Raw genomic sequence first — 13,235 nt, 5'->3', positions numbered from 1 at the left:
AAAACAAACCTCGATCAATGAAATACATATACATCTTGAACAAAATTTAGATTTTATGGACTTATTGGTAAACGGTTTCGAAACGATTACACGTACCTAATGTAATTGAGGAGGCGTATACTATGACATCTTTTATCATTGATACTTTTAACAGTGTTAAATTGCCAAAGTTGACGTTCATTTCCTCCGAATCGGGCGAACCGGTAAGGACGCCGGCCTTGCCACGCTCCGTGATCATGGCCTCCATCCTGATCAACATCCTTGGGCTGGCCATGCCGCTGACCATTTTGCAGGTCTATGACAGGATCCTGCCGAACAAGGCCACGGACACCCTCGTTATCCTGGTTATCGGCCTGGGGTTCGTGCTGGTCATCGATGCGGTTCTTAAGACAATCAGGTCCTATGTGGTTGGCTGGCTCGCTGCCTCGTTCACCCACAAGGCCAATCTGGAAGCCACTCGGCGCCTTCTGAACTCGAGAGGCGATGCCGCGTCGGAGGCAACGGTCTCCAAACACCTCGACTCGTTCCGCTCTCTGCAAGCACTCGGCGACCAATATGGCAGCCAGGCGCGCCTCCTGGCTATCGACCTGCCGGCCAGCGCCATCTTTCTTGCCGTTCTGTTCCTGATCGGCGGCCCCATCGGCTTCATTCCGGTCGCGCTGCTGGCCCTGTTTGCCCTGCGCACCGCCAACCTGAACGCCAAGATCGAAACGCTGATCGAAAAGCGGGCCGAACAGGATCAGCGCAAGTACGATTTCATCTTCGAGGTTCTCTCCGGCCTGAACACGATCAAGGCCATGGCGCTGGAACCGGTCATCTTGCGCCGGTTCGAACGTCTGCAGACCCAGACCTCCCGAATGGGTTATGACTATATCGACCTGAACAACCGTGCCCGCAATTCGTCAGGGTTTTTCACGGTCCTGACGACGGTTTGCGTCGTGTCCGCCGGCGCGCTCCTGGTCATGGGAGGGTTTATCAGCGTGGGCGCGGTGGCGGCGTGTACGCTTTTGGCCGGACAGGTTGTCCAGCCTCTGCTTCGCGGCATCAACCACTGGACCGACATGCAGCGGATCAACCATGATTTCCGTGAAGCCAGCGCCCTGTTCGATCTGCCCAGGGAGGAGCTGACCGCAAGTCAGGATCTCGCGATTGTCGGCAACATCAAGCTGCAGAACGCCAGCTTCCTGCCCCACGGCGACGCCATTGTCCCTGTTCACGACCTCTCGCTCACCATCAACGCCGGCGAAATCGTCGCCTTCGAAGGCAACGACGGAAGCGGCAGGACAACGCTCGCGCATCTTGTCTCCGGCGACATGAAACCGACCTCCGGGCAGGTCCTGCTGGACGGCCACAACCTTTACGGACCGGATCACCGCACGCTTTGCAAGAGCATCGCCTATGTCGGCAATGATGCCCAGATGTTCTCAGGCACGATCCTGCAGAACCTGACGCTGTTCGGATCCCATGCATCCCCGCAAAAAGCCCGCATGGCTGCAAACCTGATCGGTCTTGAAAAAGACATCCACCTGCTGCCCCTCGGCTACGACACGCCACTCGGCAACGCCATTGAGGAAAATCTCACCGATTCCATGGTCCAGCGGATCGCAATTGCCCGCGTCCTTGCAGGTGAACCCAGGATCCTCATTTTGAACGACGCCAACGGCGCGCTCGATCACAAGAGCGAAGCCGAGCTGGTTGAAGCCCTGAAACGGCTCAAGGGGCAGCTCACCACCCTGATAGTCAGCCATCGCCCGTCCTTCCGGGCCATCGCGGACAAGCAGTTTCATCTGGATCACGGCCGCCTCAGCGCCGCGCCGGAAGCGGCTGCGACACCCCGGCCCCGCTTCCGCCGGCGCGACCCTGCCGGTCCGAAAAAGCAAGCTTAGGAGCGCACCATGCCCCTCGCCGCTTTTGACAATGCAGACACGATTTTTCAGGACATGAAACCGGCGCAGAGCCGGATGAACCTGGAATCCCGTGTCCAGCAGCATTCCGGCAGCACCGTCGAACGCGCCTCCCCCGCGGAAGCCTGCCTGCTTCCCTTGCTGGAAGCCCTCGACTGGGACGGCATGGAACGCCACCTGTTCGAAGCCCTGCCGCATCTTGAGGGCATTCGCGGGATTTTCGACCTCCGGGCTGTGCTCGTCCGCCTGAATTTCCGGGTCACGCCGACCACCCGCTCGCCCAGGCAACTCATGGCGGAGCAGTTTCCCTGCCTCGTGAAGCTGGGAGACAACATTCTCGTCGGCCTCGGCCTGACCGAGGACGGCCGTTTTCACGCCTATAGCGGTGAGGCCCGGCGCAAGGTTGCCATCGCCTTCAGCGAATTGAAGGATGCCGAGTTCTTCCTGATCGAACGGGAGGAGGATGCGGTCAACGACGCCTACAAGCATTGGTCCTCCCGCCTGTTCAACCAGTTTCGCGGCACGATGCTCTCGATCATGGCGGTCGGATTCCTGTCGAACCTTTTGGCCCTGGGCCTGCCCCTCTTCGTCATGAATGTCTACGACAAGGCAATCGGCGCGAAGTCCGTCCCCGTGCTGATCACGCTGGTGATCGGTATCGCCGTGGCCCTGGCCATGGACTGGATGGTCAAGGGCACCAAGTCGAACTTGCAGGCCTATCTCGGCGCACGCCTGGACGCCGTGGTGGCGAATTCCACCTTCCGGCATTTTCTGCACCTGCCGCTGCCGCTGATCTCGTCCGCGCCGATAGGCGCACAGATCACCCGGCTGAAGCAGTTCGACGGCGTTCGTGAAATCTTTCATGGCAACCTCGCGAACGCGCTGATCGATTTGCCCTTCTCGGCGCTCTTCGTATTGGTCCTCGGCCTGATCGGCGGGCCGCTCGCCTTGCTGCCTGCCGGACTGCTGTTGCTCTACGTGCTGGCGGCGCTGATCATCGTTCCGCGCATGAAGACGTCCATCAACCTGGCAGGCGACGCCAAATCGCGCATGCAGAACATCACCGTGGAAATCCTGTCCAAGCGCAAGGCCATCCGGGAATTGTCGGCGGATGAGATCTGGGTTGAAAAATACCGTGCCATTTCCGCGGACTTTGCCCTGAAGAACCTGAAAACCAAACAGCTGTCGCAGGTCATGCAGGTCATCTCGCAGATGCTCATGACCCTTTGCGGCATTGGCGTGCTCGGGTTCGGCGCCATCCTGGTGATGAACCAGGACCTGACCCAGGGGGCCCTCATCGCCGTCATGGCCCTGTCCTGGCGGGCCCTCAGCCCGATGCACCAGGCTTTCCTGAGCCTGTCGCAGCTCGGCCAGGCGCAGCAGACCATCGAGCGCATCAACGGCCTGTTGAAGATCGACATGGAACGCCAGCCGGGCAAGCTGCCGAGCCTGCACCGGCAGTTCCAGGGCACGGTCCGGTTGTCCAATGTGGTGCTGCGCTATCCGGCGCGCCAGGAACCGGCCCTGCGCAACTTTTCCCTTCAGCTGGACAAGGGATCGGTCACCGCGGTCACCGGTCCGAGCGGATGCGGCAAGACTTCGCTGGTGCGCGCAATTCTGGGCCTCTACCGGCCGCAAATGGGTGCCATCCTCGTGGATGACCTGGACATCAGGCAGCTCGATCCGGGCGAATGGCGCAATGCCATCGGTTATGCCCCCGAACACTACGACTTCTTCTATGGCACCGTCGCCCAGAATTTCCGGATGGCCAACCCGCAGGCGGACAATGACCAGGTACGGTCCGTGTTCGAGGAATTCGGTCTCAATGCCTATGGCGATCTGCTGCCGCAAGGTGTCGAAACCCGCCTGACCGGGCAATTGATCGCCATGCTGCCGGACAACGTCAAGCAGCGTATTCTGCTGGCCCGCGCCTTTGTCCGTCCCGCACCGATCTATGTGCTGGACGACCCGGCCGGGAACCTCGACTTCGAGGGCGACAAACTCCTGATGAAGAAAATCGAGCAGGTACGCGGCACATCGACCGTCATGCTGACGACCTATCGGCCCAGCCACATGCGCATGGCCGACAAGCTCGTCTACATGCAGAACGGCATGGTGGCGATGGCCGGCTCCCCCGATGAAATTCTTGAGGACATCCTCAAGCAGCAATCACGCTAGCCGACCGGCCAGGCCTGGAACGCAGCTATCGACAAACGCCGAGGACACTCCAATGGCAGCAAAAGACGATCCCGACACATTGCGCAAGGCCGTATACGGCCGCGTCGGCCTTCCGCTGGAACTGGAAGACGGTGTGCCGCCGGCCTTCTATTCACGGCTCCTGGCCGGTTTGGCCGTCGCCACGATCCTGCTCATGGTCTGGGCCGCGGTGGGACAGATACGGGAAGTTGCCAGCACCATCGGCGAAATCGCCCCGGCCGGTCAGATCCTGACGGTTGAACATCTGGAAGGCGGCATCGTCAACGACATCCTGGTGGAAGAGGGGCAACTGGTGAATGCCGGCGACGCGATCGCACGGCTAGAGAAGCAGGACACGACTGCCGAACTCGCCCGGATCGAAAGCCGCCTCAGCTATCTTGAGCTGGAGGAACGGCGCCTGCTCGCCCAGGAATACAGCGACGCCAATTCCGTCGGTCTGCGCCTCGACCCGACGGTCGACGGACTGAGCGCTCAACAGCGTGCCGCCCTGACGGCCAACCGGAAGGCCGTCGCCGACGAGCAGGACGCCTACACCGCCCGCGTGGCACAAAGGCGTGCCGAAGTGGTCAGCCTCGAAGCGCAGATCGAACTGCAAAAGTCACAGGTTGCCCTGGAGAAGGAGAAATTCGAAATCCAGGAAGGCCTGCTGAACGACGGTTACACCTCCCGCCGCCGCTATCTGGAAGCGAAAGGGGAATACCAGCGCTCGCAGGTGACGCTTGAACAGTTGATCGGCAAGCACGCCCAGGCCCGCGAGACACTGACCGAGGCCCTGGCAAGCCTTGCGCAGGCCGGTGCCGAAGTGAACCGCGACGTTGCCGACGAACGTGCAAGGATTGCCCAGGAACGGGCGGAACTGAAACAGGAGATTGCCAAGCTCAAGGATCGCCAGGAGCGTCTGTTCGTCAAGGCGCCGGTCGACGGTTATGTCAAGTCGCTCGGGCAGACCGGGCGTGGCGCCGTGGTCAATCCGGGCGACATGATCGCCGAGATCGTTCCGCTTTCCGAGAACCTTGTTGCCGAGGTCAAGGTCAATCCCAAGGACATCGGCCATATCAATGTCGGCGACAAGGCCGACATCACCATCACCAGCTACGATCCCAACATCTACGGCACGTTGTCCGCCAGGGTGGAAACGATTTCCGCCTCCAGTTTCCAGGACGAATATGGCGAATACTATTTCAAGGCGACACTCGCCTTCCCGGGGCAGACGATCGGAACGGGGTCTCACAAGCGCCCGGTACGTCCCGGCATGCAGGTCAATGCGCAGGTTGTCACCGGATCCAAGTCGATCCTGATGTATCTGCTCAATCCGGTCACCCGGGCGGCCCGCACGATCTTCACCGAACGCTGACCGGCCGGTTGCCGATGAGAAGACAAAAGCCCCGGAGACATCTCCGGGGCTTCAGCTTGACTGCAGGTCTCAGAAGGCCGCCTTCACCTTTTCGGCGACTTCCGGGCTGACCCACCTGCCCCAGACATCCTCGAAGTTTTCCAGGAAGTAATAGGCACCATCTTCATTTGTGGCCTTGTTGTCCTCCATCCAGGCCATGACCTTCCCGGCTGTGCGATTGTCCCAGCTGCGGCTCATGACATAGTCCATCGCCACGCCGGCCTTTTGCGCGAAAGCGTCGGTCACAACGGTGAAAACCTCCGACTTGTCCCAGGCATTCCGTTTCGGATCCGCGCAATCAGCAATCACGGTGCAGCTGTCCCATTCCCGCTTGTCGTGCGGAACGCCGAAGTCGAGCAATGTCATGTCGTATTTGCCGAGAAGGGCGGTCGGGCCCCAGTAGTAGCCCAGCCATCCCTGTTTGCGTTCGTAGGCACGGGCCAGCGATTCGTCGAGGCCCGCGGCTGAGCCCGGATCGACCAGCACGAAACCTTTTTCCGCGCCGTCATAGGCACGGAACTGGTTCCTGGTCGCAGTGCGGCAGCTCCAACCGACCGGGCAGGTGTGGAGGGCCCCCTTGCCTTCGTCTTCAGCGCCCGGGAACAGTTCCGGATGCGCAAGCGCGTCGTCAACGGTGCGGATGTCATGTTTCTCGGCAAGATAGCTCGGGACCCAGAAACCTTCGACGCCTCCCTCGCTGAGAACTTTGCCGCCCATGATCAGCGATCCGTCGGCAACCGCCTGACCAAGCGGCTCACGCACACCGTTGATCCACAGTTCCGGCGCCATGTCCGGCTCGCCGTCTTCAGTCATGGAAGTGAAGGTCGGTATCGTGTCGCCGGAGACCAGCTCCACGTCGCAGCTATAGCCGTTTTCCAGGATGATCCTGTCGATCTGCGCGATGGCTCCGGCGGACGCCCAGTTCATTTCCGCCACGGTGATCGTTCCGCAGTCCTCCGCCATTGCCGGCGAGGCCAGACCCGTCATTGCGGCCACCATGACGGAGACAAACAGCTTCTTCATAAGGCTACTCCCGTGCAGTCTGTCTATTTGTGCCTGATTTGTGCGCAATGGACCAACCCCCCGGTCAGAACTTTTATCGTCCGGCACGTTGAACGAGAGCGTTCCTTCTCCGGTCGGCGCCTATGGCGACACCCCGGCTTCCGGCAGGAGGGCCGACAAGGCCAACCGGGCCAGAGCCTTCGCCGCGCCCGTGCGTTGCTGCAGAAACACGACCCGACGGTTCACGACCGGGTCAAGGCGCCTGACCGAAAATCCGGCCTCGTCCTTTTCAAGGCCGTGCCACAAGGGCAGGACAGCCTGGCCACTGCCTTGTGACACCATCACGGCAATCGTCTCCAGGGCATCCAGTTCGCACAGGATATGTCCGGCGGACATCCACCGCCCATGCTCTTCCCAGATCCCGCGCCCGCCCCACGACGCCCGGTCGTAGACGATCCAGGGCAACGCTTCCGCGTCCCCGGGCGCCTCGAAAGCTCCCTTCGGCACGACATGGACAACCGGCTGAAGGGCGAGTGTCTCGCTGCGCACTTCCCTGGGCAGGGCAAACGGTGCGGCAACCGTGATCGCCGCGTCCAGATTGCCCGCAAGAAGCTCGTCATAAAGGCTTTCGGACGTTCCCGGCCGGACCGTCAACACCGCTTTCGGCGCGTGCCTGCGGAAGGCGCGGATGACCGCCGGGGCGTGGTCCAGAAGCGCCGTGGATATGGCTCCCAGCCGGAAAGGGCCGCCGAGACCTTCCGGATCGATGTGGCCGGCCAGCCGGCCGGCGTCCCGGACGAGCCGGGAAGCGGCGGGCAGCAGGCGAAGGCAGGCCTCGGTCGGCGTCGCCGCATGCGCGCTCCTGTTGAGAAGCTCGGTGCCGAATTCCACCTCCAGCACGCGAATCCTCTGGCTGATCGCCGCCGCCGTCAGGCCCTGTTGCCGGGCCGCCGCCGCAATCGATCCGGTTTCGGCAACCGCCAGCAGGCTTTCAAGGAACCGGGTATCCAAAACAATTTCCTATGCTGAAGAACAAAAAAACATCCTAAATGTTTTGAACCGGATCTGCTAGCAAGGCTCCGTCCGAAAATGGAGACCCATCATGCAACCCTGCTTTCATCTCGCCTATCACGTCACCGACCTCGATGAGGCGCGCGCCTTTTATGGAGGCCTGCTGGGCTGTGCCGAAGGCCGCAGCACCGACACCTGGGTCGATTTCAATTTCTTCGGCCACCAGATCTCGCTGCATCTCGGCAGGCCCTTCGAGACCACCAACACCGGCAAGGTCGGGGATCACATGGTGCCGATGCCTCATCTCGGCGTCGTGCTGGCGATGGACCGCTGGAAGTCGCTTGCGGAAAAACTCACACAGGCTAACCTCGCCTTCATCATCGCCCCGACCATCCGCTTCGAGGGCCAGCCGGGCGAACAGAGCACCATGTTCTTCAGGGATCCGTCCGGCAATCCGATCGAAATCAAGGGCTTCGCCGACGAAGCCGGAGTATTTGCCACATGACCCCCGTCGTTCCCTTTGTTTCCGAAGCCAGCGCGGACGAACGCCAGGCCTGGCGCGATGCGCTTCCGGAAGCTTTGAAGGACATCGCGATCGTCAAGCCCTTCGAGGACCTCACAGCCGATGAACGCGAGGACGCGACGGTTGCCATCGTCGCCAATCCGGATCCGGCCAAAGTCGCCGCCCTGCGCAATCTTGTCTGGGTGCAGAGCCTGTGGGCCGGGGTCGAGCGGCTGACCGCCGAACTGCCGTCCGAAGGCCCGGCGATCGTGCGCCTGACCGATCCGCAAATGGCCGAGACCATGTCGGAGGCCGTTCTGGCCTGGACATTCTACCTGCACCGGGACATGCCGCGCTACCAGGCACAGCAGCGGCGGAAAGTCTGGCAGGGTCACGATCTCAGGCTGCCGAAGGAACGCACGGTCGGCGTGCTCGGCCTCGGCAAGCTCGGCGGCGCATCCGCCCTCCGCCTCAAGGACAACGGCTTCAATGTCCTCGGTTGGAGCCGGAGCGCGAAGGCGCTCACCGGGATCGCCTGCTACCACGGGGCGGACGGACTGAGAACGGTTCTTCAGAAGTCGGACATTCTCGTCCTGCTGATGCCCCTGACGGCGGACACCCGGGGCATGATCGGTAGCGCGGAACTCGGCGACTGCAAGGACGGCGCGTCACTCATCAACTTTGCCCGCGGCCCGATTCTGGATGACGCAGCCCTCCTGCACGCACTCGACAAGGGGCCGCTCTCCCATGCAGTGCTCGACGTGTTCGACGAGGAGCCTCTGCCCGCATCCCATCCCTTCTGGGACCATGACAAGGTGACCGTGCTGCCGCATATCTCGGCACCGACCATCACCAGCACCGCTTCCAGGATCGTGGCGCTGAACATCGGCGGTTACTTCGCCGACGGCACCGTGCCACCCAGCGTCGATCGCAGCCGGGGATATTGACGGTTTCCGGCTCTGGCCGTCGCATTCCTGTCAAGAAAGGCAGGCTATCAGGCGGGCAGCTCAATTGACTTCGCAAACAGGTGTTTCATGACCGACCTCCCGATCCTCGGCGCAGCGCTCAACGTCGATACGCTCGAAGCGCATCGCGACCTCATGCTCGAAAAGCCGCGCGATCTCGAGTTGCAGGATTTCGTCGAGGCTGAGGTGCTGAACGGTGACTGGCAGCCATTGGCCGACAGGGCCAGGGCCCTGCTCGACGGTCACCAGGGCCGAGTCGGCATTCACGGACCCTTCTGGGGCTTTTCCGTCGACACGATGGATGTCGATGTGCGCCAGATCGTCAAGAAACGGCTGTGGCAGGGGCTGGATGTCTGCGAGGCGCTCGGCGGCACGCACATGGTCGTGCACAGCCCCTATTCCACCTGGGACCACAATAACCTCGACAACTACGACAGCGCCCGCGCGCAAAAGATCGAGCTCTGCCACCTCGCCATGAAGGACGCCGTCAGGCGTGCGGAAGACATCGGCTGCGAGCTGGTGATCGAGAATATCGAGGACAAGGATCCTTACGCCCGGATCGAGCTTGCAGAGAGTTTCGGATCCGAGGCCGTCAGGATCTCCGTCGACACCGGCCATGCCCATTATGCCCATGGGTCCACCGGCGCTCCGCCGGTCGATTATTTCATCAAGGCCGCCGGCAACCGCCTGCGCCATATTCATCTGCAGGACGCCGATGGCTATGCCGACCGGCACTGGACCCTCGGCGAAGGCACCATTAACTGGCATTCCGTGTTCGACGCCCTTGGCAGGCTCGACAGCAACCCGCGCCTGATCGTCGAACTGCGCGATCACGACGGCCTGCCCGACTCGATCGCCAACATGGCGGCGCTGGGTCTGGCGCAGTAGGGGCGACGCCTGTCCAGTCGCCAGCTCACACACTTCCACGGTCATTCCGGACAAGTGCGGCGCCAGTCGCACGCTGATCCGGAATCCAGCGCATCAGCGTGAGCGCAGCGAGCACATCAACCTGAACACTACGCGCGCATTCCAATGAGTGCGGCAACCCACTAGAGCGTTTTCCGATCAATTAGGATCATTTGATGAGTGTATCCGGTTCAGTCGGCAAGGCGCGTCGCGAAGCGCGATGCGGTGCATCGGGCAAGCGGCGCAACGCTGCCGATGGGCCGGATACTCTCACCCGCAACAGCCCGGATATGTATGAGAAACAATTGAAAATGGGCCGGACGGTTTGGCGCACAGGCGTCGTTGGCCCACCCTTGTGGTGGGAAACACCAGCGCGCGTGACCCGCCTGGCCAGCGCGCCAAACCGTCTCGGTCAAATGAACCTTATTGATCGGAAAATGCTCTAGGCGTCACCCCGGACGCAGCGCAGCGGAGATCCGGGGCCTACTTGTTTCCAGAGCTACGGTGATTTCACAGCTAAGCCGCGAGCTTCACTGCTGTCAGCGCAAGCGGTCCAGCGAGTGGGCCCCGGCTCTCCCTGCAGTCGGCCGGGGTGACCCGAGGAGCAAGCCTCACCCCATCGCCCAGGGACCGTGGTAACCGCCACCGTCCCTGTCGGTGCGCTCGAAGCCGTGGGCGCCGAAGAAGTCACGCTGGCCCTGGAGCATGTTGGCGGTGGAGCGGGCGGTGCGCATGATGTCGAAATAGGACAGCGCCGCCGACAGCGCCGGCACCGGAAGGCCGTGAAGCGCCGCCTGGGCGACCACCTGGCGAAGCATGGCCTCGGTCTGTTTCAGCTTTTCGGAGAAGAACGGCGCCAGCATCAGGTTGCGTTCAGCATCATCGGCGAGCGCCGAGGACATGTCGTTCAACATGGCGGAGCGGATGATGCAGCCGGCGCGCCAGATCCGGGCGATTTCCGGCAGCGGCATCGCCCAACCGTATTGTTTTGCCGCTTCCAGGATCAGGCCGAAACCCTGCGCGTAGCAGATGATCTTTCCGGCGACGAGCGCGGCTTCCAGCGCATCGATCGTAACGCTCTCGCGGTCCATGCCGGAAGGTGCCGCGCCGAACTCCGCTTCGCCCGCCTTGCGCTCGTCCAGCCGTGCCGACATGTTGCGGGTCGCGACCGCCGCCTCGATCGCGCTCGCGGGCGTGCCCAGCATCAGCGCCTCGATGGCGGTCCAGCGGCCGGTGCCCTTCTGGCCGGCCTTGTCGAGAATGATGTCCAGCATCGGCTTGCCGGTGTCCGGATCCGCAGTCTTGGCGACCTTGTAGGAGATCTCGATCAGGTAGGACTGCAGGATGCCGCCGTTCCATTTTTCAAATACATCGCCGATCTCCGCGGCGGACAGGCCGAAGCCGTCGCGCATCACGCCATAGACCTCGGCGATCATCTGCATGTCGGCATATTCAATGCCGTTATGAACGGTCTTGACCAGGTGACCGGCCCCGGCTTCGCCGAGATAGGCCGCGCAGGGTTCGGTTTCATGCTTCGCGGAAATCGCTTCCAGGATGTGGCCAACCTGGTCCCAGGCATCCCTGGCGCCGCCGCCCATGATCGACGGACCAAAGCGCGCGCCCTCTTCGCCGCCGGAAACACCAATGCCCATGAAGCGTGGGCCTTTTTCAGCCGCTTCCTTGGCGCGCCGGTTGGTGTCGTGATAGTTGGCATTGCCCGCGTCTATGATCAGGTCTTCCGGGTCCAGCAGCGGCCGCAGCGCCTCGATCTGGGCATCGACCGCGTCGCCGGCGGGCACCATCAGGATGACCGCGCGCGGCGATTTGATCGAGGCGACGAAGTCTTCCAGCGTCTTGGTCGGCACCAGCCTGGACGCCAGCTCACCGGCCTTTGCGACGAACTGGTCGGTCTTTTCCGTTGTCCGGTTATAGACCGCGACCTGAAAGCCATGTTCGGCGATGTTGAGCGCCAGATTGCCGCCCATCGTGCCCAATCCGATCAGTCCGATTTCCGCACCCTGTGAGCTCATGAACATTGCCTTTCATAAATCGATTAGTAACTGGTCGGGCGGTCATAGCCGACCGGCGCCCGGTGGGCAATCCTTGCATACATGTGAACACAATTTAGACCGCACAGGACGCCCGGAGTTACAGCCGCTCTCGATCGACAGGGAAACGCCGTTGAGGGCCTTGTGGGATCCGAAGGATTTGGTGACGGAGGTGAGCCGGATGGGCAGGCCTTCCGTTATCCCGCACGTGTGAAAGTCTGATTACACCGCCGCGTCAAACGGCTGTTACCGTTGCCGCAGCCGCAAGAGCAGATCGACTTCCTCTTCCAGCGCGCGGCCATAGGCGCGCGCCGCGGGGGCATTGGACGTGCTCAGGGTCTCGTGGCGCAGCAGGCAATAGGCCGCGAGGCGCCAGTGATAGGCGGTGCGGTCCTCCAGGAACCGCTCGACCGTTTCCTGGTGCGGATAGTGTTCCAGGAACATGTCCTCGACATGGGCGACCAGTGGATGCAGGCCGTAGAGCATGGCAAGCCCGGGCGAGACGAAACAGGCGATATCCTCGACCGGATCGCCAAGGCCCGCGAACTGCCAGTCGATCAGCCGGGCGCCGTCGCCGGTTGCCAGGATTGTGCCGAGGCAAAAGCTGCGGTGCACGAGGGAGCGAACCGGCTCGCGCCGCGGCACCGCACCGGTTTCCGGGCGCAGCCGCATCAGGTTCGCCGCCTTGCGGCTCTGCGGAATGAGGGCGAGCATGTCGTCGCCGCTCTTGAGCACCTCGTGGTAACCGGACGGCACGACTTGATGGCTGGGAATGGGTTCGTCCAGCGCCGCGAAGCGGCCGATCAGCTCCGCCGCTTCACCAACCTCGATTTCCTCCTCACGGCGCGGCGCATATCCATAGACAAGGATGGGCGTGCCTGCCGGGCTCTGGGCAAACGCTTCCAGCTCGGGTGCAAGGTCGTAGCGGGCCAGCACCGAAAGGGCGTCGGCTTCCTGCTCCGGCAGGGTCGGGTAGAGCGGGTTTTCCTCGTTGCCCGGGAAGAACTCCTTGATCAGATAGACACGCCCCGTCGCGTCCAGCCACCAGAACCGGCAGGTATAGTTGACCGGCAGCGGCCGCAGTTTTGCGGCACTCCAGTCCTCGACCGGCAACAGGGTCTTCAGAAAGCCCAGCAGGTCCTCATCTGAAAGTCGTTCGCTCACGCACACCCTCATGGTTGGTCACCCGTTCTGATCGCGTTGAAACCGCGTCCCGTCAAGTCGAAGTTTCGAGCGCCGGGTGAAGCTTGCGCGCGCCCAACTGCAATGTCGGAGTTGAAGCACTGG

General features: G+C 62.1%; 11 protein-coding genes. 7 read left to right on the top strand and 4 right to left on the bottom strand.

Annotated features, from left to right (window positions below; translation table 11 throughout):
• Nucleotides 1-218: 218 nt before the first annotated feature.
• Genes O6760_RS12465 through O6760_RS12455 form a run of 3 tightly spaced genes read left to right on the top strand, consistent with a single transcriptional unit; the run spans nt 219 to nt 5,475 of the window.
• On the top strand, nt 219-1,886 hold the full coding sequence (locus tag O6760_RS12465; RefSeq protein WP_269585680.1) for a peptidase domain-containing ABC transporter: 1,668 nt from the start codon (nt 219-221) through the stop codon (nt 1,884-1,886).
• Nucleotides 1,887-1,895: 9 nt separating this feature from the next.
• Nucleotides 1,896-4,082, top strand: coding sequence for a peptidase domain-containing ABC transporter (locus tag O6760_RS12460; RefSeq protein ID WP_269585679.1), 2,187 nt, complete (start codon nt 1,896-1,898; stop codon nt 4,080-4,082).
• Between the two features lie 52 nt (nt 4,083-4,134).
• On the top strand, nt 4,135-5,475 hold the full coding sequence (locus tag O6760_RS12455; RefSeq protein ID WP_269585678.1) for an HlyD family type I secretion periplasmic adaptor subunit: 1,341 nt from the start codon (nt 4,135-4,137) through the stop codon (nt 5,473-5,475).
• Nucleotides 5,476-5,544: 69 nt separating this feature from the next.
• Here the strand turns inward: O6760_RS12455 and O6760_RS12450 are convergent, their stop codons facing one another.
• Nucleotides 5,545-6,537: a glycine betaine ABC transporter substrate-binding protein gene (locus O6760_RS12450; RefSeq protein WP_269585677.1), complete on the bottom strand. Its 993-nt coding sequence runs from the start codon at nt 6,535-6,537 to the stop codon at nt 5,545-5,547.
• A 120-nt stretch (nt 6,538-6,657) separates the two neighbouring features.
• Entirely contained in the window at nt 6,658-7,527 is an 870-nt protein-coding gene (locus O6760_RS12445; RefSeq protein WP_269585676.1) for a LysR family transcriptional regulator, read from the bottom strand.
• A 91-nt stretch (nt 7,528-7,618) separates the two neighbouring features.
• On the opposite strand from O6760_RS12445, the gene O6760_RS12440 reads away from it, so the two are divergent.
• The 4 genes from O6760_RS12440 (at nt 7,619) to O6760_RS12425 (ending at nt 10,346) form a co-directional block, all read left to right on the top strand.
• A complete protein-coding gene (locus O6760_RS12440) occupies nt 7,619-8,032 on the top strand; it encodes a VOC family protein (RefSeq protein ID WP_269585675.1) in 414 nt (137 codons plus the stop codon).
• Nucleotides 8,029-8,976 (top strand): 2-hydroxyacid dehydrogenase, encoded by a 948-nt coding sequence (locus O6760_RS12435; RefSeq protein WP_269585674.1) that lies wholly within the window; start codon nt 8,029-8,031, stop codon nt 8,974-8,976. The genes O6760_RS12440 and O6760_RS12435 overlap by 4 nt, the downstream gene beginning before the upstream one ends.
• Nucleotides 8,977-9,063: 87 nt before the next feature.
• Entirely contained in the window at nt 9,064-9,882 is an 819-nt protein-coding gene (locus O6760_RS12430; RefSeq protein ID WP_269585673.1) for a sugar phosphate isomerase/epimerase family protein, read from the top strand.
• Nucleotides 9,883-10,076: 194 nt separating this feature from the next.
• Nucleotides 10,077-10,346: a hypothetical protein gene (locus O6760_RS12425; protein ID WP_269585672.1), complete on the top strand. Its 270-nt coding sequence runs from the start codon at nt 10,077-10,079 to the stop codon at nt 10,344-10,346.
• Nucleotides 10,347-10,511: 165 nt separating this feature from the next.
• Here the strand turns inward: O6760_RS12425 and gndA are convergent, their stop codons facing one another.
• A complete protein-coding gene (gene gndA / locus O6760_RS12420) occupies nt 10,512-11,930 on the bottom strand; it encodes an NADP-dependent phosphogluconate dehydrogenase (RefSeq protein WP_269585671.1) in 1,419 nt (472 codons plus the stop codon).
• Nucleotides 11,931-12,194: 264 nt separating this feature from the next.
• Entirely contained in the window at nt 12,195-13,112 is a 918-nt protein-coding gene (locus O6760_RS12415; protein WP_269585670.1) for a phosphotransferase, read from the bottom strand.
• Nucleotides 13,113-13,235: the final 123 nt, after the last annotated feature.

Source organism: Roseibium sp. Sym1, assembly GCF_027359675.1.
Taxonomy (GTDB): Bacteria; Pseudomonadota; Alphaproteobacteria; order Rhizobiales; family Stappiaceae; genus Roseibium.
This window is presented reverse-complemented; position numbering and strand designations above follow the sequence as displayed.

Excerpts from the sequence above, each read along its gene's own strand:
- O6760_RS12460 (WP_269585679.1), top strand. The coding sequence starts at position 1,896 with ATGCCCCTCGCCGCTTTTGACAATGCAGACACGATTTTTCAGGACATG.
- O6760_RS12455 (WP_269585678.1), top strand. The coding sequence starts at position 4,135 with ATGGCAGCAAAAGACGATCCCGACACATTGCGCAAGGCCGTATACGGC.
- O6760_RS12450 (WP_269585677.1), bottom strand. The coding sequence starts at position 6,537 with ATGAAGAAGCTGTTTGTCTCCGTCATGGTGGCCGCAATGACGGGTCTG.
- O6760_RS12440 (WP_269585675.1), top strand. The coding sequence starts at position 7,619 with ATGCAACCCTGCTTTCATCTCGCCTATCACGTCACCGACCTCGATGAG.
- O6760_RS12435 (WP_269585674.1), top strand. The coding sequence starts at position 8,029 with ATGACCCCCGTCGTTCCCTTTGTTTCCGAAGCCAGCGCGGACGAACGC.
- O6760_RS12430 (WP_269585673.1), top strand. The coding sequence starts at position 9,064 with ATGACCGACCTCCCGATCCTCGGCGCAGCGCTCAACGTCGATACGCTC.
- O6760_RS12425 (WP_269585672.1), top strand. The coding sequence starts at position 10,077 with ATGAGTGTATCCGGTTCAGTCGGCAAGGCGCGTCGCGAAGCGCGATGC.
- gndA (WP_269585671.1), bottom strand. The coding sequence starts at position 11,930 with ATGAGCTCACAGGGTGCGGAAATCGGACTGATCGGATTGGGCACGATG.